The sequence below is a fragment of the Nitrospira lenta genome (assembly GCF_900403705.1).
In the GTDB taxonomy this organism is placed as follows: domain Bacteria; phylum Nitrospirota; class Nitrospiria; order Nitrospirales; family Nitrospiraceae; genus Nitrospira_D; species Nitrospira_D lenta.
This window is the reverse complement of record NZ_OUNR01000012.1, coordinates 110,326-128,976: the sequence shown is the minus strand read 5'-3', so window position 1 is coordinate 128,976 and position 18,651 is coordinate 110,326. Positions and strand designations below refer to the sequence as shown.

Below are 18,651 nucleotides of genomic sequence, written 5' to 3'. Positions count from 1 at the left end.
ACGAGGCAACCGATGAGCGATCAGGCGCAGGTGGCGCTCATCAACATGCCGTTCAGTTATTCGAAGTACCCCTCGATCCAACTGGGCACCCTCTCTGCGCTGCTCAAGTCGAAGGGGATTCCCGTCGACTGCCACCATTTGAACGTCCGTTTCGCCCACAAGATCGGTGTCCCTCTCTATGAAATGATCTGCGAGAAGCGCGCCCTCTTCGGGGAGTGGCTCTTTTCCTATCTCCTGTTTCGCGACAATCCCAAGCGTGCGGAATACCCGCGGGTCTTTAAGCCGGTCTTCGAGCAAGTGGCTCAGGAGAGCGGGCAGCCGATCTCCTTTTTTGAAGACATGGCGACGAGGACGGCGCCGCAGTTTCTGACCTGGGCGATGACGGCGATTGATTGGGGTCAGTACAAACTCGTCGGTTTTACCTCGACCTTCGATCAGAATGTGGCGAGCCTGACGCTGGCGAAGATGATCAAGGATCTGTATCCAGAGGTGAAGATCGTCTTCGGCGGGGCGAACTATGACGGCGAGATGGGGATGGAATACTTCAGGGCGTTTCCCTTTATCGACTATGTCGTGGTGGGCGAAGGAGAAGAGGTGGTGCCTGCCCTCGTGCGCCATGTCCTAGAGGGTACGTCTGACGCGGTTCCGAATGGAGTGATCTTCCGAGAGCAGGATCGGATTCGATTTACACCGAACCCGGCGCTGTTTGCCGATTTCGCGAAGACCGGGCCTCCGGACTACGACGACTATTACCATCTGCTGGCCGAACTCGGGGATGCAGCGCAGGGCCTGGACCGCATTCTCCTTTACGAAGGCTCGCGCGGTTGTTGGTGGGGGGAGAAGCACCATTGCACGTTCTGCGGCCTCAATGCCCAGAGCATGAAGTTCCGGGCGAAATCGCCGGATCAGGCGGCGCGCGAGATGACGGCGCTCTCCAGCCGGTACGACACGACCCGGTTCAGGCTGGTCGATAACATCATCGACATGAAGTATGTCGAGAATCTGTTCGGCCAGTTTGCCGCGGCGCATTGCGATCTCGATGTGTTCATCGAAACTAAGAGCAATCTTCAGAAGAGTCAGATCCGCATGCTCGCGGTGGGGGGCGTGAAGTGTATGCAGCCGGGCCTGGAGAGTCTCAGCCTGTCGCAGCTCAAGGCGATGGATAAGGGCGTGACGCCCATGCAGAACATCTTGTGTCTGAAGTGGAGTAGCTACTACCGTGTCGCGGTGTCCTGGAATATTCTGCTCGGATTCCCTGGCGAGACGAATGAGGATTATCGGCGGCAGATCGATTTGCTTCCCTCGCTCTTCCATTTGCAGGCGCCGGAAGCGACCGGGAAATTCTGGCTGCAGCGGTTCAGTCCCTACTTTACGCGTCCGCATGAATATGGTGTGCGGATTACGGGGCCGGGGATGGCCTATGAGTATGTGTATGATGCGGCGCGCCTTGATTTGCTCAAGATCGCCTATGATTTCGAGTATGAGTTGGATCACTGGCCGGTGGATCCGCATCTCTATCAGGAACTGGTCGGTCTGGTGGAGGAATGGCAGCGACGGGCGCGCGGCAGCGACCGACCGTTTTTGTATTACTCAAAGTCTATGGACTACATCACGGTGTATGACGGACGGGATCCTCAGGCTCCGACCAGGCAGCGGTTCGATTGGCCAGCCGCAGGCATCATCGAGGCTTGCAATGAGGCTGCGAAGAGCAGGGATCAGATTCGGGCCGTACTAAAAGAAGCGAAGCGTGACATGACACTGTCTGATGACGAGCTGAATGATGCGCTGGGTGTCTTGACGAGCCGTCGTATCCTCTATGAAGAGCGGGAGAAATACTTCACGCTCGCGATTCCAGAAAACCAATTTCTCTGAGCCACCCCGAGCGCCGGCAGTTACAAGCGATCGCTCTTACATCGACAACTTCTCGGCCACGTTCCGCATCTGGACGCCATGCACGAGCGACGCGCCTCCCCTAATCGCGCAGGCGACGTGCACCGCTTCGGTCATTTCCTCAACATTCGATCCCTTCTCCAGCGACGCCTGCGTATAGGCATCGATGCAATAGGGACATTGCACGGCGTGCGCGACGGCGAGGGCGATCAAGGCTTTCTCCCGCTCCGTCAGGGCCCCCTCCGCGAATACCGCACTGTAGTAGCTCATGAACTTGTCCCAGAGTTCCTTATTACCTTTGCCCATCTCGGCGAATTTACCCAGATCGTGTGCGTGATAATACGACTCCATAGTTCAGCTCCTTTGGCTGTACAGGGGTTGAGAAGAAACGATGCGGGAAGTTGGGCGTACTGGTTCAGGGTCAGGCATGACCGGGCGGATCGGGCTCAACGTTCTGGAGAACTTCAGAAAAGCGACTGCCGACAATATCGGTGACTTTGGCCATCAGGTCGGTGACTTCTTTCCATTCTTCCGGAAGCAGGTCCTGTTTCAATTGAGGATGAATCGCCCATTGCGCATCGACCTGAGTTCCCTTTCGGCTCACAAGGACGCGCAAAAGTTCCACGTCCCATGTCGCTTTTTCGTTTGGGTTTTCACCTGTCGGGGAGCTGCTCATTGGGCCTGAGGGAGGTGTTGATGTTGCCATGTGATGTACTCCAGCAAGAAGGTTGCACAATCTTAGCGTACAGATCGGCTTGCTGTATACGGGGTGTCGTGTCGGCTTGGAGAGGTGGCGAACTCACCGGCAGGGGGGTCTCTTCACGGGATTGCTGACGGGTTCATCGGAGAGATGGAGGTCTGCTGTCCAGGGATTCCCGAATCACTGAAATCATAGAATCGTGGAGGTGTCCATTGCTTGCAACCAACTCCTGTCCGTAGAGAGAGTGCGATTGGCCACAAAAGTCCGTCACCCTTCCCCCGGCCTCGCGAAGGATCACTACCCCGGCGGCCATATCCCACGGGTTGAGCTTCACTTCCCAAAATCCGTCGAATCGTCCTGCCGCGACATAGCAGAGATCAAGGGCTGCCGATCCTGTGCGGCGGAGCCCTTGGACCCGAAGTGCAAACCGAGCAAAGTGATCGAGGTTGTTGTTCGGAGTTTCTCGAATATTGTAAGCAAAGCCGGTTACCAGGAGGGCTTGATCTAACTGTGCTGTTTGAGAGACGTGGAGTGGCTGATCATTGACGCGCGCTCCTCCACCACGCATGGCGCTGAAGAGTTCATCACGACTGGGATCGTATACAACGCCAAGTACACACTGCTTCTTGTACTCAAGGCCAATGGATACGCAATATGTAGGAAAGCCATGTGCAAAGTTTGTGGTGCCGTCGAGCGGATCGATAATCCAGAGGTAGGGAGACTGACTTTCTCCAATGCGTCCTCGTTCTTCCGCGAGGAAGGCGTGTTTGGGATAGCTAGCCAGAATCACATCGATCACGCATTGCTCGGCGGCAAGATCTGCCTCTGTGACGAGATCGATCGCGCTCTTGTTCTCGACGCGGAAACCGGTGTGCGCGTAATGCGAGAGGACCTTGCCTGCTTGTCTTGCTGCATGAATGGCTGTGTCCAAGAGCAAGGTGACAGGTGTTTCATGGAGGGGTGATGAGTCAAGCATGGCAAATCATAGCACAGGGCCTCATGGTGGCTACCTGTCTATTTTTAAGCTTCCTATCCAGCGATGGTTGAAAAAATGGTGCAGAGACATGTGCAATCAATTCAAAGCATAAGAATAATGCATCGTAACTATATATAACTATGAGGATAGTAATTTCCATTCTGTTCTAGGCAAGCCTTGTCCATGTACTTGTCACAGCTTTAGCTTCTTTAGAGAAAGCTACTTTATGGTCATAGTATTTTAGTATGTTGTGAGCGCTTGACTGTTCTTGTATGCAATGCTATAAAGCAAGCATGCTTCTGTTGGGGGTGCTGTGGAAGAACTAACAGATATTCTTGTAGGGCTTGAGCAGCGGATCCATGCCTACAAGAATAGGTTTCAGGAGCTTGAGAAAAAGAAGCGTCGACTCGACGACGAGATTGCGACAATCAAGAAATATCTCGAACTTGCTGAGACACTCTACCGAGTAGAAGCAGATAAAGCGAAGCTTGCCAGTCTCTCCAGTCAAATTATTACCGATGACAATAAGGGCGTGCGGACTCTTCCGGTCATGGATGTGACGGATCAGTCGCGCGAGATTCTCTTAGGCCGCAGCAAGTATGTCGGAAAGAGTGTTCCCGAAGCGACGTATGAAATCTTGCGCGAGTCCAACCGTGCCATGCATGCGAAGGAATTGCTGCAACGGCTTGCGGAAGGTGGGCTACAGATCAAAGGGAAAACGCCGTTGACCTCTGTGGCGACGTCACTGAAGCGGGATAAGCGATTTAGGAAAGTCGGTCCAAATACGTTTGAAGCACTTGATGATGTGTTGGTTCAAGCGGTGTAGGGCATCGTATTTCTTCAAAGGGAGGGGGGTGAGACTCTTGGCAACGAAGAAAGCAGCAGCAAAGAAGAAGAAGAAGTAACCTGCCGAGTACGACTCGCCGGGGGTGAGGCCACTCACTCTCGGCGTTTACTCATGATTACGCCTTGTGAAGGCGCAGCAAGCCCATCCACTTCCTACGCAATCAATTTCAAATCTTGACGAATAGTTACGAGGCCTGAAGCGCGACGGCTGGCTGTGACCGGCTGATCGGAAGCGACTTCCTGGATTCAGCGGAAGCGGACTCTGTATTGAGCAGAATCCATTTTTCAGGCTGTTCCAAGATTTGCTCGACAAGACGAGTGTGGAGCGCATGCCCTGACCGTTCGGCAATGAGGTGGCCGATGAAAGGCATGCCAAGAAGCGAGAAATCTCCAATAAGATCCAGGACCTTGTGGCGAACGAATTCGTTTGAGAAGCGAAGGCCGGACTCATTCATGATTCCGTTCTCTGAGAGGACCACGGTATTCTCGAGGCTTCCGCCTTGTCCGAGGCCACGTGCCCAGAGGGCTTGTACTTCGTGCATGAATCCGAATGTGCGGGCTTCTGCAATGTCATGTTCGAAGGTGGCCGCAGAGCAGTCGTGCGTATAGACCTGCGTCTTAATCATCGGATGATTGTAGTGAATGGTGTACGTGATTTTGGGCGTCGATGACGGTTCGATGCGCACACGCTTTTGGCCGTCGCAGACTTCAATCGGGGCCATGATTTTTAAGTAGGGCTGGCGGCGCGATTGTAAAGTCAGGCCTACGGAATTGATCAGTCTGACAAACGGCACGGCGCTGCCGTCCATGACGGGAATTTCGCCAGCCGTGACATCAATGTATACGTTATCGACTCCCAGTCCTGAGAGGGCGGCTAGTACATGCTCAATGGTCTTAACCTGAAAGCCATTGCCGTTAATCGCGGTGCATAGTTCGGTCGGCACCAAATGTTCGATAGATGCTGGGAGGGAGGCTCCTGACTTTCCATTCCGATTCACGAAGACGACACCCGTATTTGTAGGCGCTGGTCTGAGCGTAATAGTTACTGGCTGGCCTGAGTGAAGTCCAATGCCAGAGCAGGTAATCGGAGCGGCTAGAGTTTGCTGATTCCTCACGATGGCCTCCAAATTCAAATGACGAGTTGTCATTTAGCAAGAGGCTTGCCATGACGAATATATTGTAAAATATTGATATGTTTATTTAAATTTGACTTTGGGCTGTTTGCAATGTGTTGTAAAAAAAATACAACTGTGGATTTTCAAAAATACATCTGTAACGGTCGCCTTGCGCTTGTTCAGGGTCGTGGGTCCAGTTCAATTAGCCCTTTCCGGATTGCGAGGATGGCCGCCTGGGTTCGGTCATAGACCTGTAGTTTGTGGAAAATGTTGCGCACGTGATTTTTTACGGTTTTTTCGCTGAGGTCCAATGCGTTTGCGATCTCTTTGTTGGTTTTTCCGTCAGCCACTAACCGGAGAACCGTGATTTCACGTTCGGTGAGGTCATGTTCCACCCACCCCGGCTTTTTCCCTTTCTTCTGAGCCATGAGGGAAAATTCAGCAAGAATCTTGCTGGCGACTGACGGGTGAATCAACGATTCGCCTCGATAAATTGCGCGAATTGCCGCGACGATTTGGGAAGATTCGGAATCTTTCAGCAAGTAACCGGTGGCACCGGCCCGAACGAGATCGAAGATGTACTGCTGTTCTTCATACATCGTCAGCGCGACGATTCCGATATGAGGGAACTCGCGTTTGATTTGCCTCGTGGCTTCGACGCCCCCCATACGAGGCATGCTGACGTCCATAAGAATGACATCGGGAACCAGAGCCTTGGCCTTTTCGACGGCTTCCATTCCATCCTGGGCTTCTCCTACGATATGGAGATCTTCTTTGGTTTTGAGAATGGCGGCCAGTCCTTCTCGAACAACGCGATGGTCATCGGCAATGAGGACTTTAATTTTGTCCATGTTCACTAGTCTCCTTATTCATGAGGGGGACTTCGACGGTGATCGTCGTGCCTCGCCCCTGCTTGGAATCGATGTGTCCCTCTCCGCCGACGAGTTTGGCACGCTCAATGATGCCTCGAATGCCAAAGTGGTCCCATTTATCCGGGTCGCGCAGCACGGCGTCCATATCAAAGCCGATGCCATTGTCTGAAATGGTCACGCGCAGCATCTCGAGGTTGATCTCCAATTTGATGGAGACACGATCGGCCTTCGCGTGTTTTTGGACATTGCTTAAGGCTTCCTGAATAATCCGGAACAGGAAGATCTTCGTCCGGGGAAACAGGATTTGTTCATCCCCGGTCACGGTGAACTGCGCTTTGATGCGAGCTTGCGTTTCGTAAGACTTGAGGTAATTGGTCAGCGCGGGAATCAGCTCCATTTTGTCATAATGGAGGGGCCGCAAATTGAAAATGACTTGCCGGGCTTCTTGGATGGCGAGTTTCAGCTGGGCCTTGCTTTCCTTGATCGTGGCGAGACTTGCTTTCGGGTTCTTGCGTACCAGTTCCTGGCATAAATCGAGCTTGAAATTGACGCCGGCGAGGCTCTGGACAAGGCCATCATGGATCTCGCAAGCGATGCGTGTTCGTTCTTCAGTGACCGCCGCGCCGGTTTCTTTGACATACAGCCGGTAGAGAGACTGATACTTATTGAGCGTGTTCTCAATTTCTGCAGTGGCACGGATGCGCGCGCCGATGAGCTCCCACATGAACTTGGCACTGGCTCCGCCGATGATGGTGACGCCCATCCGGTGAAAGTCCTGGAGGAATTGCCAGACCTCAGCATCGCCGGATACATCAATAATAAGGTCTACCCGCTCCATCGCTAAGAGCTTACGATAGTTACGCGTCACGGGGATTTGGAGTTGTTTTGCGAGGGTGACACCGGGTGCCTGCGTGTTGACTTCGGCTATTCCCACGATCTGGACGAGCGGATCGTTGGCGAAAATCTCCATGAGCGCGGTTCCGCCACGCCCGGCGCCGATAATAGCGACATTGGTGGCGCCGACCTTCGGCGACTTACTGCGGACTTTGGTGGAGCGATGTTTCGTCGGTGCCATGGCTCTATGAACCAGTGTTGGTTGCCGGGGTGCAATTGATGGCTGAGCTGAAAAATCGAAGGAAGAGAGATGAAGGAGAAGAAACAGAGCGAGGGGATGAGGAGTCTGCCGTCACCGCTCCCGACGCTGCTGAGCCAGGGATTTGAGTTCGTCCATGAACTGATCAATGTCCTTGAATTCGCGATAGACCGACGCGAACCGGACATAGGCAACCTGGTCGAGTTGGTGTAACTCCTTCATGACTTCTTCGCCGACGACCCGACTTTCAATTTCACTTTCGCCCATCTCCTGGATCCGTTTCTCGATGCGATCCGTGACGTCCTCGATCGTCGCCGTGCTGATGGGTCTCTTCTCGCAGGCTTTTTTAAGGCCGGACAAGATTTTCGCGCGGTCGAACGATTCGCGCCGCCCGTCTTTCTTCACGACCACCGGGAGAATTTCTTCAACCCGCTCGTAGGTGGTATAGCGCCGTTTACAGCCAAGGCATTCGCGGCGCCGGCGAATGACCTCGCCTTCCTTGGCCATACGCGAGTCCACCACCTTGTCTTCGAGTTCGTCGCAGAACGGACATTTCACTGGTGGCGACCCTGCCCTTATGCCTGTGGGCTAGTAGGAGTGGAAAATAGGGAAGCGGTTGCACAGCGCCTTCGCTTGGGCGCGGACCTCTTCCAGGACGGCGGCATCGTGGCGGTGCTGCAGGACGCGGTCGATGAGAGCCACGATTTCCTTCATGTCCGCCTCTCGCATGCCGCGCGTGGAGACGATCGGCGTGCCGAGCCGAATGCCGCTGGCCACGGACGGGGGCTTTTCGTCATAGGGAACGGCATTTTTATTGACGATGATGCCTGCGGCGTCGAGCGCGGCATCGGCCTCTTTCCCCGTAATGCCCTTGTTGGTGAGGTTCACCAGGAACAGATGGGTGTCGGTTCCACCGGAGACAATCTTGTAGCCGCGGTCGACGAGCCCTTGTGCGAGCGCACGAGCATTCGCAATCACCTGCTGTTGATAGCGCTTAAAGGAGGGCGACAAGGCTTCTTTGAAGGCCACGGCTTTCGCCGCGATCACATGCATCAACGGTCCACCCTGAAGTCCCGGGAAGATAATCTTGTCGACGGCCTTGGCGTGCTCGGCTTTGCACATCACGATACCGGCACGAGGACCGCGGAGGGTCTTGTGGGTGGTCGTCGTGACGAAGTCGGCGAAGGGGACCGGGCTGGGATGGAGTCCGGCTGCGATCAGTCCGGCGATATGGGCGATATCCACCATGAGATAGGCGCCGACCGATTTGGCGATCTGTTGGAAGCGAGGAAAGTCGAGGATGCGGGCATACGCACTCGCACCGACGACGAGCATTCGCGGCCGACATTCGTCCGCCAGTTTTTGTACGGCGTCATAGTCAATCGTCTCGGTCTGGCGATCCACTCCGTAGGCGAAGGCCTTGAATATCATTCCCGAGAAGCTCACCTTACTGCCGTGCGTCAGGTGGCCGCCATGGGCAAGGTCCATCCCCAGGATGGTGTCGCCGGGCTTGAGTACCGCCAGGTAGGCGGCCATGTTCGCCGATGAGCCGGAGTGCGGCTGAACGTTGACATGGTCCGCACCGAAGAGCTCTTTGGCCCGCTGAATCGCCAGTGCTTCGACGGTGTCGACATGCTCGCATCCGCCGTAGTAGCGCTTGCCGGGATAACCCTCGGCGTACTTGTTGGTCATCAAGCTGCCTTGGGCAGCCAAGACTGCGGGGCTGGCAAAGTTCTCCGACGCGATCAACAAGAGTTTGTCACGTTGGCGGGTCTCTTCCGCTTCAATCGCGGCATAGACATCCAGATCAGTTGATTTGAGAGCGTCTAGTGACCCGATCGCGTCGCGCATCACCCCTCCACGGTGTATTCCCGTTATGCTTCAGCAGCAGCTTCCGGTTCTTGTTTCTTGACCACACGGACGGTCACGGTGGCGGTCACCTCACGCGGCATCTTGATCGGGACTGTGATCGTGCCCAGTTCCTTAATCGGTTGCGCCAGCTGGATCTTGCGCCGATCAATGGTAAACCCTTGTACGGCCAAGGCTTCGGCTAAGTCTTTGGATGTCACAGATCCGAACATCTTGTCGTCTTTTCCGACTTGTGCCTCAATGGTGAGGGTGACGGCAGACACGTTCTTGGCGTGCACTTCAATTTCGAGCTTCTCTTTCTTCGCCTTCTCCGCCGCGACCCGCTTCACATGCTCGAATGCCTTGATGCTGCGGCTGTTGGCCAATACAGCTTTCTTGCGAGGCAACAGGAAATTTCTGGCAAACCCGTCTCGAACATCGAGCAGATCGCCGAGATGGCCGACCCCATCCATCGTTTCTTGCAAAATGACTTTCATGCCCCTAACTCCTTCTGTTGGAAAGGAAGTGAGAATACGAGGGATCAGGTTGAAAAGTCAATTCTCTCATCATTTTTCGGGTCGTGTTGGCGGCCTGGACAGGCGCCGACGAGCCCCTATATCATGGCCCACCGATCGATGAGGATGAGAGGAGCGAGATGCAGGTAACTGCCAGAGCCTGTTTGGAAATGTGTGCTGCCAGCCTGGATCGAGAGGTCCTGCAAGCGAACGACGCCGGGCTAGACATTCCTATAGTGGTGACCAAGGGACGGCTGGTTCATACCGTGGGAGGCCTCCACGTGTATGAATTCACTCTCCCGGCGGGATGTCTTCTGCCGATCGATCTTCCCCTGTCGATCGTTCCTGGAGACGAAATTGAAGCGACTGAGGGGGTGGTGCTGAGCTGCCAAGGCCAAGTGGCGTTGGTGCAAGCGGTGGATGCTATCGGAGTCTCCGTTCCTTCCGCGACGCTCATTCCTGACCGCGCCGGGCATCTTGGGACCATCGCGACGCGGCTGCGAGACATGGTCAGCCAGGCGGATGCGTACAATCTTGGTCCGTCGGAGCGCCTAGTGCCGCTCTTGATGTCGTCAGGTGATCCCAGCCAAGCCGCCCTCGGTTCCTCAACGATCTTGACCACGGTGTGGCTCGACGATCAGACGTCGCGTCGTCAGAAGATCGCCACACTCGTGCTTGAACTGATTCGCGCGAACAAACGGATTTTACTCATTGGTCCGGATCATCGCTCATCGGATGAGATGGCCGGGGTGATCGCGAAAGCCATGAAAGCCAGCGGATTGACCTACAAGACGTGGATCAGTCGCTACGAGATGAGTATCGTCTCTCACACGAGCGGAATTTCCATCCATGAACTCGGATTTGAAGCGCAGATGCATCAGTTTTATGCCAAGTCCAGGGCAGATAAAGCCTCGCTTCGGCGAAAGTATGACCGGTTTCGCGAATTGACTCCCCTGCTGGCCTACAAAGGGCAGAAACAGAAGGATCTGGATGAAGTCCGTTTGCTGGAGTGGAGGCTGCTGACTCAGTTGAGCGAGCTACAGGCGAAGATCAAGGATGTCACGGCGATTCTGACGGAGTATGAAAATCTCCCCCTCTGGCGTCGGATCGGCATGCAGACTGTCGGGAAGAATGTCGAATCGCTTCAGCAATATCGAGTGCTCTACGAACAGCAGATCGGTGAACTGACCAAGGAGCTGGAGATCGCCAAGGTGCGTATCGACGAATTGGTTCCTGAGGCGGCAGTCCCGAAAGATTTGCGACCGGAATTTGACGACCTCAAAGAGGCCATCACGAAATTGGGCGGGACGAAGAAAATTCGCGAACTCTTGGCGGCGGAAGAAAATACCAACCGACAAGCCTTTATCCAGAATCGCCGCCTGGTGATCTCAACGCCCGCGCGGATTGCCAGTGACCCGTTGTTTGCGCGTGTGCGGTTCGATGTCCTCATCGTCGAAGACGCGCCGCACATCGATTCCACGATGCTGCTGGCGGCCGCAGGGTTGGTGCGCGAGCGCATTGTGCTCAGTGGGGATCCTCGCGATCTTGCCGCACGAGAAGGCTGGGCCATCCCCGGGATCGAATCCCCGGCGGTCTTTTAAGGCGGCGCATATAGTTGCTTGACGCCGGTAGCGTGAATTCAGGATAATCCCCCCCTCGACCCTTCTTGCCGAAGTGGTGGAATGGCAGACACACTGGTTTCAGGTACCAGCGATCGCAAGGTCATGCGGGTTCAACTCCCGCCTTCGGCACCATATCTTCACTTCAGATTACGCATCAGCTGAATTGCTCATCTGCTCACTCGCTCACTCGGATGAGTGGTGTTTCCTATTTGCCTGTCACGTCGCGATTGCTGAAGATCAACATGAACGTGAAATCGGTTAGTATCTTGACGAGGAGCGAGCGGCAAGATCCTGTGCCGAAAGAGTCGTCGTCAGGCGAAGGAGGGACAACATGAACATGAGAGCTGCCTATTTGGCTGGTTGTGTGATGCTGGGGGTGTTGTGCAGCATGGAGGTGCGCGCGGCGGACAGCCCGGCGCCGCCATCTCCGTATGCCCATGGCGACGAAGCGGCATTGCCGAACGGTGTTATCGGCGTTTCGTTGCAGGTCGGGGCTGAGCGGATCGGCGATCCGGCGGTGCTCTATGTCGGGATGGTGCATCCGGAAGGTCCGGCCCATCAGGCGGGGCTGGCGCATGGAGACGAGATTGTGACGGTGGATGGCACGGCCACGGCGGGCAAAAGCTATGAGCAGGTCGTGAAGATGATTCGTGGCACCGTCGGGACCGCGGTCAAGCTGGGCGTGAAGAGCGAGGGAGGCCTGCGGGAGTTGTCGATTACCCGCGTCGCCGGTGACAAACTGCCGAAGGGCCCGGTCGGATCGCACGGCGGTCCATCAAAATAGGAGTCGATCATGGGCTGTCGCAGGACGATCATGGCGCTGTTTGCGTTGCTGCTTTTCTTGGGTCACGGGACGGCGTCCGCTGAATCAGGACAGGTGAATGCCGTCACGACTCACCCTGCCTTAGCCAGGTCAAATCTCTTCATGGCCGCCGGCGATTATCGCCGTGCGCTCGAAGCCTGTCAGCGAGCCATCGATGAGGCACCGTCGGCAGCCCACTACATCCACCTCACGTACGTGTATCACGCGATTGATGCCTATGTGGAATATCTGTCTCAAGAAGAACGGTGGATAGCGGTCGAGCATCTCTATCTGAATCTGGCCTATCGCGCCACCGAAGACCTGGTTGATCCTCCGGGAGGACTGGCCCGCATGGCCAAGGAAATGATGCAGGCCGGTGTGCGGCAACAGTCCGACGTCAGTGCGGCGATGGCCAATCGGCTGGATAAGGCCGAGTCGGATCGTCTCTGGGTGGAACAGACGCAGTGGCGGGCCGCGAATCCGAAGACCTGGTGGCAGGGGATGCCGGCCGCCTGGATGCGGTAGGAGGGAGAGATGCGTCACGCACCGCCGGTCGGGGTAGATATTAAAATATGGGGCGGGCTCTTCCTAATCGTCGGCACGATAGATCTGATCGTCATGGCGTGGTTTCCCGCCGCTGCGCTCAACCTGTTCGGGGCCACGGTGACGGGACCGGCTTCGTTCCTGATCAAACTCCACTCCCCTGCCGTGTATCTGTTGATCGGGTATGGGTTTCTTTGGCTGCGCCCGTGGGCCTGGGGGTTGAGTCTGGCCTATGCCGGGTTCGGCATGGTGAGCGAGACGATGAATCAACTCGCCTTCGGATTTCATGTCGTCCGTTCGGGGTTCATCGCTACGACCCTTCTGTTTTCCCTGTATCTCATCTGGCGGCGGGCGGTCTTTGTCGATGAGCCGATGTCCGACAGTAAATCGAAACGGGCCTCACAGGAATTGTTGTAATGCGTGGTCTGGTCTGGTTCAGGCGAGATCTTCGACTGCACGATCAACCGGCGCTGACGGCGGCCTGTCAGGAGTGCGATGAGGTCCTGCCGCTTTTTGTGTTTGATGAACCGCTGCTCCAGTCCCGTGAGTTCGGATCCGCCTGTGTGAACTTCATGCTGGGCTGTCTCCATGAACTTTCGACATCACTGGCCGGGCGAGGACTCGTGTTGCAGTGGCGACGGGGTGAACCTGTAGAAGCAGTGGTGCAGGCCGCGCGGGAATCGAAGGCCGAGGTCGTCTATTGGAATCGCGACTATGAGCCTGCTGCGATTGAACGTGACCGCCGGGTGCAACTCGCGCTTGCTGAGCAGGGCATCCGTACTCAGACATTCACCGATCATGTGGTCTTTGAGACGGAGGAAATCCGAGGCGCCACAGGAGACCCGTTGCAGCGGTACAGTGCCTATCGTGCGCGCTGGTGGGCCAAGTGGCAGGCTGCGAAACCGTCACCGCTGGCGAGCCCCAAGCCCAAGGCATCGACCGTGGTTCCATCGCGATCCGCCCCGCGTCCTTTTCCTTCTCCGGTAGAGCTGGGGTATGACCGGGTTGTCCCATGGATTGATCCGGGCGAGCGAGAGGCGCAGAGGCGGCTACAGGAGTTTCTCGGCAACGCTATCCACACGTATGGTGATGGGAGAAACCGTCCCGGTGTAGATGGGAGTTCGCGTCTCTCTCCGCATTTCCGTTTCGGCACACTGTCGGTCCGCACCGCTGTTCATGAAGCTCTGGCCGCTCTCGCGCAAGGCGGGCGGGTGTCGAGGGCGGACGTGCTCATCTGGATTGATGAACTGGTCTGGAGAGAATTCTTTCAGCAGGTGCTCGCAGCTTTTCCCTGGGTGGTGGCGGGTCCGTTCCGCGCCGTGGCGGTTCCCCCTGTCCGCGAACCGGGGCTTGAACGGGACCGGTTGTTTCAGGCCTGGTGTCAGGGACGAACCGGGTTTCCGATCGTGGATGCGGGCATGCGGCAGCTGCATCAGACGGGATGGATGCATAATCGAGTGCGGATGATTGTGGCCTCGTTCCTGATCAAAGATCTGCGGATCGACTGGCAGAGCGGCGAGCGGTATTTTATGCAGCAGTTGCTGGATGCCGATGTGGGCGCCAACAACGGCAATTGGCAATGGTGCGCCGGGACCGGCACGGATGCGATGCCCGGGTATCGCATTTTCAATCCGGCACTGCAAAGCAAGAAGTTCGATCGGGAGGGCCTCTACATCCGTGCGTATGTACCGGAACTGGCGAAGGTGACGGGCAAATGGATTCATGAGCCGCACCTGATGACGCCCGATGAACAGGACCGGGCCGGATGCCGGATCGGTGTCGACTATCCCGCGCCGCTGGTGGATCATGCGCAGGCCCGCCGAGAATATTTGGATCTCGGCAAGCAACAGGTGATGAGATGACGACGGCGCCGCTTCGCCTCGGGATCAGCCGCTGTCTGCTCGGAGACGAAGTCCGGTTCGACGGAGGGCATAAGCGCGATAACTTTCTGACCGATGTGCTCGGTCCTTACGTGGAATGGGTTCCGGTCTGTCCGGAGGTTGAAGCAGGACTGGGGACGCCTCGCGAGGCGATGCGGTTGGTGGGCGATCCGGCGCATCCCCGCCTTCTGACCATCAAGAGCGGGCGAGACCATACGCGGGTGTTGGAAAAAATGACTACGGGCCGCCTAGCGGAACTAGGGAATCTGGATTTATCCGGGTACGTCTTTAAGAGCGGTTCGCCAAGCTGCGGGGTCGAGCGGGTTCGCGTCTATACGGACCAGGCGAGGCCGAGCCACCATGGCCTCGGGATATTTGCGCGGGCCTTTACCGAGCACTTTCCGCTGATTCCGGTCGAGGAGGAAGGGCGGCTCGGTGATGCGTCGTTGAGAGAGAATTTTATCGAACGAGTCTTTTGCTATCGCCGCTATCAGGATCTGCTCCACAACGGAGTCACGAGGCAGGCGTTGGTTCGATTTCACACGATCCACAAGTATCTGTTGCTGGCCCATAGTACACAGCACTATCACGCTCTCGGTCGCCTGGTCGGCCAAGCGGAGCACTATCGACCCAAGGAGCTGGCCTTCAAGTATGGGGAACTGTTTATGGAGGCGCTAGCTGTGAAGGCGACGGTCCGCAAGCATGTCAATGTGCTGCAACACATTCTGGGCTACTTCAAGACAACGTTGGGGGTTTCGCAAAAAGCAGAGTTGTTGGGCGTGATCAGTGATTACCATCAGGGTCTGACGCCATTGATCGTGCCGATCACGCTGATCAAACATTATGTGGGCCTCTTCGACGTCGGCTATATCCGTGAGCAGGTCTATCTCAATCCGCATCCGAAGGAACTCCTGTTGCGCAATCATGTGTAGGCAGAGGTGAACCAGAAAGGAATCGCGTATGTCGAATTCGGTGAGGGGTGTCATTCTCGTTGGCCACGGCGGCATTCCCAAGGGCTGTCCGCAGGAATTGGTGACGAAGCTCAAGCGGTTGGAAGGTCAGCGGCGCACGGCCAAGCAACCGCCGTCGACGGAAGAATTGGAGCTGGATGCCAAGATCCGCCAGTGGCCGAGAACGCCGGAGACGGATCCCTATCAAGCGGGACTTGAAGCGGTGGCGGCGCAGTTACGCGCCAATTTAGGGGATGTCTTATTTGCTGTGGCCTACAACGAGTTCTGTGCACCGACATTGGAAGTGTCGGTAGCGGAACTTGTTAAGCAGGGCGCGACTCACATTACCGTCGCCACCACAATGTTTACGCCGGGTGGCTCCCATTCAGAAGTGGAGATTCCTGAAATCCTCGATCATTTGCGGCCCCAGTATCCAGGAGTCGAACTGCGTTACGCTTGGCCGTTCGATCTTCAGCTGGTCGCGAATACCTTGGCGGAGCAGGTGAAACGCTTTTCATGAGCGACGCGGGACGGCGCTCACTGGTTGTTGTGAAGGTGATGGGGCTGAGCGCAGTGCGGTTCCGTTTCGTCAGGCCGGGTGCTGCCTTCCGTCGCGCAACCGTGTAGAATGCCCCGGCACTCTTCATTCACCTCGGCCAATGGAGGTTCCGTGCGGGAGCAACTAGCCAAAGCGTTTCACGAGACGCACTCCTTTAAGTGGGATCCCCAGAGCGGGTTCAAGCTGGCGTCGGGGCTTATGAGTCCTTTCTATGTCGATTGTCGTGCGCTCATGGCGCACCCGGACGCACGCCGTCTGGTTGGACAACTGGCCTATGACGCGCTCAGAGACATTTCGCTGGATTGTCTGGGCGGGTTGGAGATCGGGGCGATCTCCATTGCCACGACCATTTCCGACTATGCCTTTACGGCTCAACCGGCTCGCGATTGGCGGACCTTCGTGGTTCGCAAACAGGCCAAGGACCACGGGTTGGGGAAGCTGATCGAAGGGGCCTACAAGCCTGGCGAGCGAGCGCTCATTGTGGATGATGTGTTGACCAGCGGTGGGTCGCTCTTAAAGGCGGTTGCGGCGGCACGAGGGGCTGGGTTGACCGTCACTCATGCTCTGGTGATTGTTGACCGGCAGGAGCAGGACGGATGTAAGAAAGTTGAAGTCGAAGGACTCACGGTGGTCAGTCTTCTGACGATCGACGATCTGACCAGGGCCCACGGAGCTCAGCGTAAAGGCTGACGCCTTCCTACTTGCACTGAAAGTGAATGCCCCAGCGGCGTTCTTGGACGATCTCTTGCGCCCCTTCGACGGGGCCTGCTACCCGGACTCGGCCTTTGGTTTCTCCTTCCCGGATGATCGAGTAGGCCCCGCCGCATTTCTCTTTCATGATGGCCAGCGCATCTTTTCTGAACGAGGCCAGGAGCGCTCCCTGCTCGCCTTTGAACGGATAGACGACGACCCCGCCGCGGTCGGATTCTTGAAGCAAGGTGGCGCCATCGGCACAGCCCGCCAGGGCAAGGAGCAGCAGAGACAGCAACACCCTTGACCCGTCTTTTGACTTCTTTTTATGATCAGGCAGTAGCATGTTCGGCTCACGAGTCGTGACGCGAATCCTGAGGAGGTGTTATGCAACGATGGAAATGGATACTCATGGGCGCGCTTCTGCTGAGTAGTCTCGCGGTGACCGGTCAGGTGTGGTCATACCATTCTTACCTGCTGACCGTCCAGCAGCTGCAAGCGGGACTGACCAAAGCTTCAACCCCAGACAAGAAGGGATTTGTGTTGGTGGATGTGAGGAGTCCGGAGGAGCACCGAGCCGGGATGATTCCCGGTACCGACTTGAATATTGATTTCCGTGAGATGAAAGCCAGACATCAAGAGCTCGGTGCTCAGTTAGATGAGCACATTGTCGTGTATTGCCAGTCCGGTCATCGCAGTAACATTGCGGCAGAAACGCTGGCCGATCTGGGCTATCGGCATGTCTACAATGTGTCGGGAAGCATGAATGCCTGGATGGAGGCGGGATATCAGGTCGTGCAGCCGGGACGTTAGGGCTTTGGTGCGGGCTTCGCGGCGCCGGGAGCGCGCTCTCGCGGACTGAGGCCGATGATCGTGGGCAGCGGAATATGTGCAGTCGATCGGCCGGCGAACAGGTCTTTCCAATTCACGGGAAAGTCTGAGGCCTCTCCGCTTTTCCACAGTGATTCAGCGACGAAGAGGTCGGACGAAGATCCGCCGTCCATGGCCATGGCGAGTGTAATCGACGGGAATGTATCCCGCAGGCATTGGCCGATCCCGTGTAAGCTGACGAGCCCCAAACTTTTCAGAATCAGAATGTGCCCGTCTTTATCTTCGGTCACGACGGTTTGGTAGGCCCGCTTGCCTGTCTGCCGCACGCGAATGGCTCCCTTCCGATCAAGCAGCATCAACGACTGAGCGGCTTCCAGAAAGTCGGGAGGGTCTTCATGAAAGACATCGCCGGCCAGATCCAGTATCCCCGCTTTGGGGGCTGAGCGCGGAGGTTGGGGTTCTGCGACGAACAGTCCTTGCCAAATGCTGTGGCGTCGACTGCCGAGCGACTTCCCGTCTTTAAAGAGCAGGCCGAGGTACGCGAAGTTCTCTCTGAACAGTCCGGCGTTGAACACAATCTCGTGACCGCTTCGTTTCTGCCATTCTTCGATAGTGGGGGGATGCAGCAGGCCTTCCTGCGCAAAGTAGTGCACCGAAAAACGATAGAGAGCCGGATTGACCTTGATGACTAGGAAGCGGTCGATGTCGGGACATCGCTCGTCCGGCTGCCAGACCGAGGCGGTCAGACCAGGGGCCAGGCGTTCCCACTGTGGTTCTTGCGCAAGTGCCGGTGTCGGTGCCCAGAGCAGAAGCGAGACGAAGAACAGGCGCAGCATGCGACAGGAAGGGTGCGGCGGTTGCGTCGTCTGAAGGTCCATGAGGCCCATCCGTGGTGGCGCCGCGCTGCGGCGTTCTGTGC

The 18,651-nt window shown here is 56.5% G+C and carries 22 protein-coding genes and 1 tRNA gene; 12 read left to right on the top strand and 11 right to left on the bottom strand.

Going from position 1 to position 18,651, the window contains the following annotated elements; translation table 11 throughout:
• Positions 1 to 12 precede the first annotated feature (12 nt).
• The gene (locus NITLEN_RS06955) at positions 13 to 1,872 is read left to right on the top strand and encodes a RiPP maturation radical SAM C-methyltransferase (protein ID WP_121988881.1); all 1,860 of its coding nucleotides are present in this window, start codon (positions 13 to 15) and stop codon (positions 1,870 to 1,872) included.
• 36 nt (positions 1,873 to 1,908) lie between these two features.
• Here the strand turns inward: NITLEN_RS06955 and NITLEN_RS06950 are convergent, their stop codons facing one another.
• The 3 genes from NITLEN_RS06950 to NITLEN_RS06940 all read right to left on the bottom strand — a co-directional run bounded on the left by NITLEN_RS06950 (position 1,909) and on the right by NITLEN_RS06940 (position 3,566).
• Positions 1,909 to 2,241, bottom strand: a complete 333-nt coding sequence (locus NITLEN_RS06950) for an arsenosugar biosynthesis-associated peroxidase-like protein (protein ID WP_121988880.1) — start codon at positions 2,239 to 2,241, stop codon at positions 1,909 to 1,911.
• Positions 2,242 to 2,311: 70 nt separating this feature from the next.
• Complete coding sequence (locus tag NITLEN_RS06945; RefSeq protein WP_146216125.1) at positions 2,312 to 2,596, bottom strand: hypothetical protein; 285 nt, start codon at positions 2,594 to 2,596, stop codon at positions 2,312 to 2,314.
• 133 nt (positions 2,597 to 2,729) lie between these two features.
• Positions 2,730 to 3,566: an inositol monophosphatase family protein gene (locus NITLEN_RS06940; RefSeq protein WP_121988878.1), complete on the bottom strand. Its 837-nt coding sequence runs from the start codon at positions 3,564 to 3,566 to the stop codon at positions 2,730 to 2,732.
• A 313-nt stretch (positions 3,567 to 3,879) separates the two neighbouring features.
• Here NITLEN_RS06940 and NITLEN_RS06935 point away from each other — a divergent pair, with 313 nt between their 5' ends.
• Positions 3,880 to 4,392, top strand: coding sequence for a winged helix-turn-helix domain-containing protein (locus NITLEN_RS06935; RefSeq protein ID WP_121988877.1), 513 nt, complete (start codon positions 3,880 to 3,882; stop codon positions 4,390 to 4,392).
• Positions 4,393 to 4,597: 205 nt separating this feature from the next.
• Here the strand turns inward: NITLEN_RS06935 and lpxC are convergent, their stop codons facing one another.
• From lpxC to rplI, 6 genes are all read right to left on the bottom strand, one after another.
• Positions 4,598 to 5,560, bottom strand: a complete 963-nt coding sequence (gene lpxC, locus NITLEN_RS06930) for a UDP-3-O-acyl-N-acetylglucosamine deacetylase (RefSeq protein ID WP_121988876.1) — start codon at positions 5,558 to 5,560, stop codon at positions 4,598 to 4,600.
• Positions 5,561 to 5,706: 146 nt separating this feature from the next.
• Positions 5,707 to 6,378 (bottom strand): response regulator transcription factor, encoded by a 672-nt coding sequence (locus NITLEN_RS06925; RefSeq protein ID WP_121988875.1) that lies wholly within the window; start codon positions 6,376 to 6,378, stop codon positions 5,707 to 5,709.
• Positions 6,365 to 7,474 (bottom strand): sensor histidine kinase, encoded by a 1,110-nt coding sequence (locus NITLEN_RS06920; RefSeq protein WP_121988874.1) that lies wholly within the window; start codon positions 7,472 to 7,474, stop codon positions 6,365 to 6,367. Before NITLEN_RS06920 ends, NITLEN_RS06925 begins: the two co-directional genes overlap by 14 nt.
• Positions 7,475 to 7,585: 111 nt before the next feature.
• On the bottom strand, positions 7,586 to 8,050 hold the full coding sequence (nrdR, locus tag NITLEN_RS06915) for a transcriptional regulator NrdR (RefSeq protein ID WP_121988873.1): 465 nt from the start codon (positions 8,048 to 8,050) through the stop codon (positions 7,586 to 7,588).
• A 30-nt stretch (positions 8,051 to 8,080) separates the two neighbouring features.
• On the bottom strand, positions 8,081 to 9,343 hold the full coding sequence (locus tag NITLEN_RS06910) for a serine hydroxymethyltransferase (protein ID WP_121988872.1): 1,263 nt from the start codon (positions 9,341 to 9,343) through the stop codon (positions 8,081 to 8,083).
• A gap of 23 nt (positions 9,344 to 9,366) precedes the next feature.
• Positions 9,367 to 9,837: a 50S ribosomal protein L9 gene (rplI, locus tag NITLEN_RS06905; RefSeq protein WP_121988871.1), complete on the bottom strand. Its 471-nt coding sequence runs from the start codon at positions 9,835 to 9,837 to the stop codon at positions 9,367 to 9,369.
• A gap of 158 nt (positions 9,838 to 9,995) precedes the next feature.
• On the opposite strand from rplI, the gene NITLEN_RS06900 reads away from it, so the two are divergent.
• The 9 genes from NITLEN_RS06900 (at position 9,996) to pyrE (ending at position 16,901) form a co-directional block, all read left to right on the top strand.
• Positions 9,996 to 11,456, top strand: coding sequence for a hypothetical protein (locus tag NITLEN_RS06900; RefSeq protein WP_146216124.1), 1,461 nt, complete (start codon positions 9,996 to 9,998; stop codon positions 11,454 to 11,456).
• A gap of 67 nt (positions 11,457 to 11,523) precedes the next feature.
• A tRNA-Leu gene (locus NITLEN_RS06895) sits at positions 11,524 to 11,609 on the top strand.
• A gap of 199 nt (positions 11,610 to 11,808) precedes the next feature.
• On the top strand, positions 11,809 to 12,261 hold the full coding sequence (locus NITLEN_RS06890) for a PDZ domain-containing protein (RefSeq protein ID WP_121988869.1): 453 nt from the start codon (positions 11,809 to 11,811) through the stop codon (positions 12,259 to 12,261).
• Positions 12,262 to 12,270: 9 nt separating this feature from the next.
• Positions 12,271 to 12,804, top strand: coding sequence for a hypothetical protein (locus NITLEN_RS06885; RefSeq protein WP_121988868.1), 534 nt, complete (start codon positions 12,271 to 12,273; stop codon positions 12,802 to 12,804).
• Positions 12,805 to 12,813: 9 nt separating this feature from the next.
• Positions 12,814 to 13,239, top strand: coding sequence for a hypothetical protein (locus NITLEN_RS06880; protein ID WP_121988867.1), 426 nt, complete (start codon positions 12,814 to 12,816; stop codon positions 13,237 to 13,239).
• On the top strand, positions 13,239 to 14,684 hold the full coding sequence (locus NITLEN_RS06875) for a cryptochrome/photolyase family protein (protein ID WP_121988866.1): 1,446 nt from the start codon (positions 13,239 to 13,241) through the stop codon (positions 14,682 to 14,684). The genes NITLEN_RS06880 and NITLEN_RS06875 overlap by 1 nt, the downstream gene beginning before the upstream one ends.
• Entirely contained in the window at positions 14,681 to 15,634 is a 954-nt protein-coding gene (locus NITLEN_RS06870) for a YbgA family protein (RefSeq protein ID WP_121988865.1), read from the top strand. The genes NITLEN_RS06875 and NITLEN_RS06870 overlap by 4 nt, the downstream gene beginning before the upstream one ends.
• 28 nt (positions 15,635 to 15,662) lie before the next feature.
• The gene (locus NITLEN_RS06865; RefSeq protein ID WP_121988864.1) at positions 15,663 to 16,172 is read left to right on the top strand and encodes a sirohydrochlorin chelatase; all 510 of its coding nucleotides are present in this window, start codon (positions 15,663 to 15,665) and stop codon (positions 16,170 to 16,172) included.
• Between the two features lie 150 nt (positions 16,173 to 16,322).
• Positions 16,323 to 16,901, top strand: a complete 579-nt coding sequence (gene pyrE / locus NITLEN_RS06860) for an orotate phosphoribosyltransferase (RefSeq protein ID WP_181416695.1) — start codon at positions 16,323 to 16,325, stop codon at positions 16,899 to 16,901.
• Positions 16,902 to 16,908: 7 nt separating this feature from the next.
• On the opposite strand, the gene NITLEN_RS06855 is transcribed toward pyrE, so the two are convergent.
• On the bottom strand, positions 16,909 to 17,247 hold the full coding sequence (locus tag NITLEN_RS06855; protein WP_121988862.1) for a hypothetical protein: 339 nt from the start codon (positions 17,245 to 17,247) through the stop codon (positions 16,909 to 16,911).
• Between the two features lie 41 nt (positions 17,248 to 17,288).
• Between NITLEN_RS06855 and NITLEN_RS06850 the strand changes: the two genes are divergently transcribed.
• Positions 17,289 to 17,714: a rhodanese-like domain-containing protein gene (locus NITLEN_RS06850; protein WP_121988861.1), complete on the top strand. Its 426-nt coding sequence runs from the start codon at positions 17,289 to 17,291 to the stop codon at positions 17,712 to 17,714.
• Here NITLEN_RS06850 and NITLEN_RS06845 read toward each other — a convergent pair.
• Positions 17,711 to 18,610 (bottom strand): hypothetical protein, encoded by a 900-nt coding sequence (locus NITLEN_RS06845; RefSeq protein WP_121988860.1) that lies wholly within the window; start codon positions 18,608 to 18,610, stop codon positions 17,711 to 17,713. The two genes, NITLEN_RS06850 and NITLEN_RS06845, sit on opposite strands and share 4 nt — an antisense overlap.
• Positions 18,611 to 18,651 lie beyond the last annotated feature (41 nt).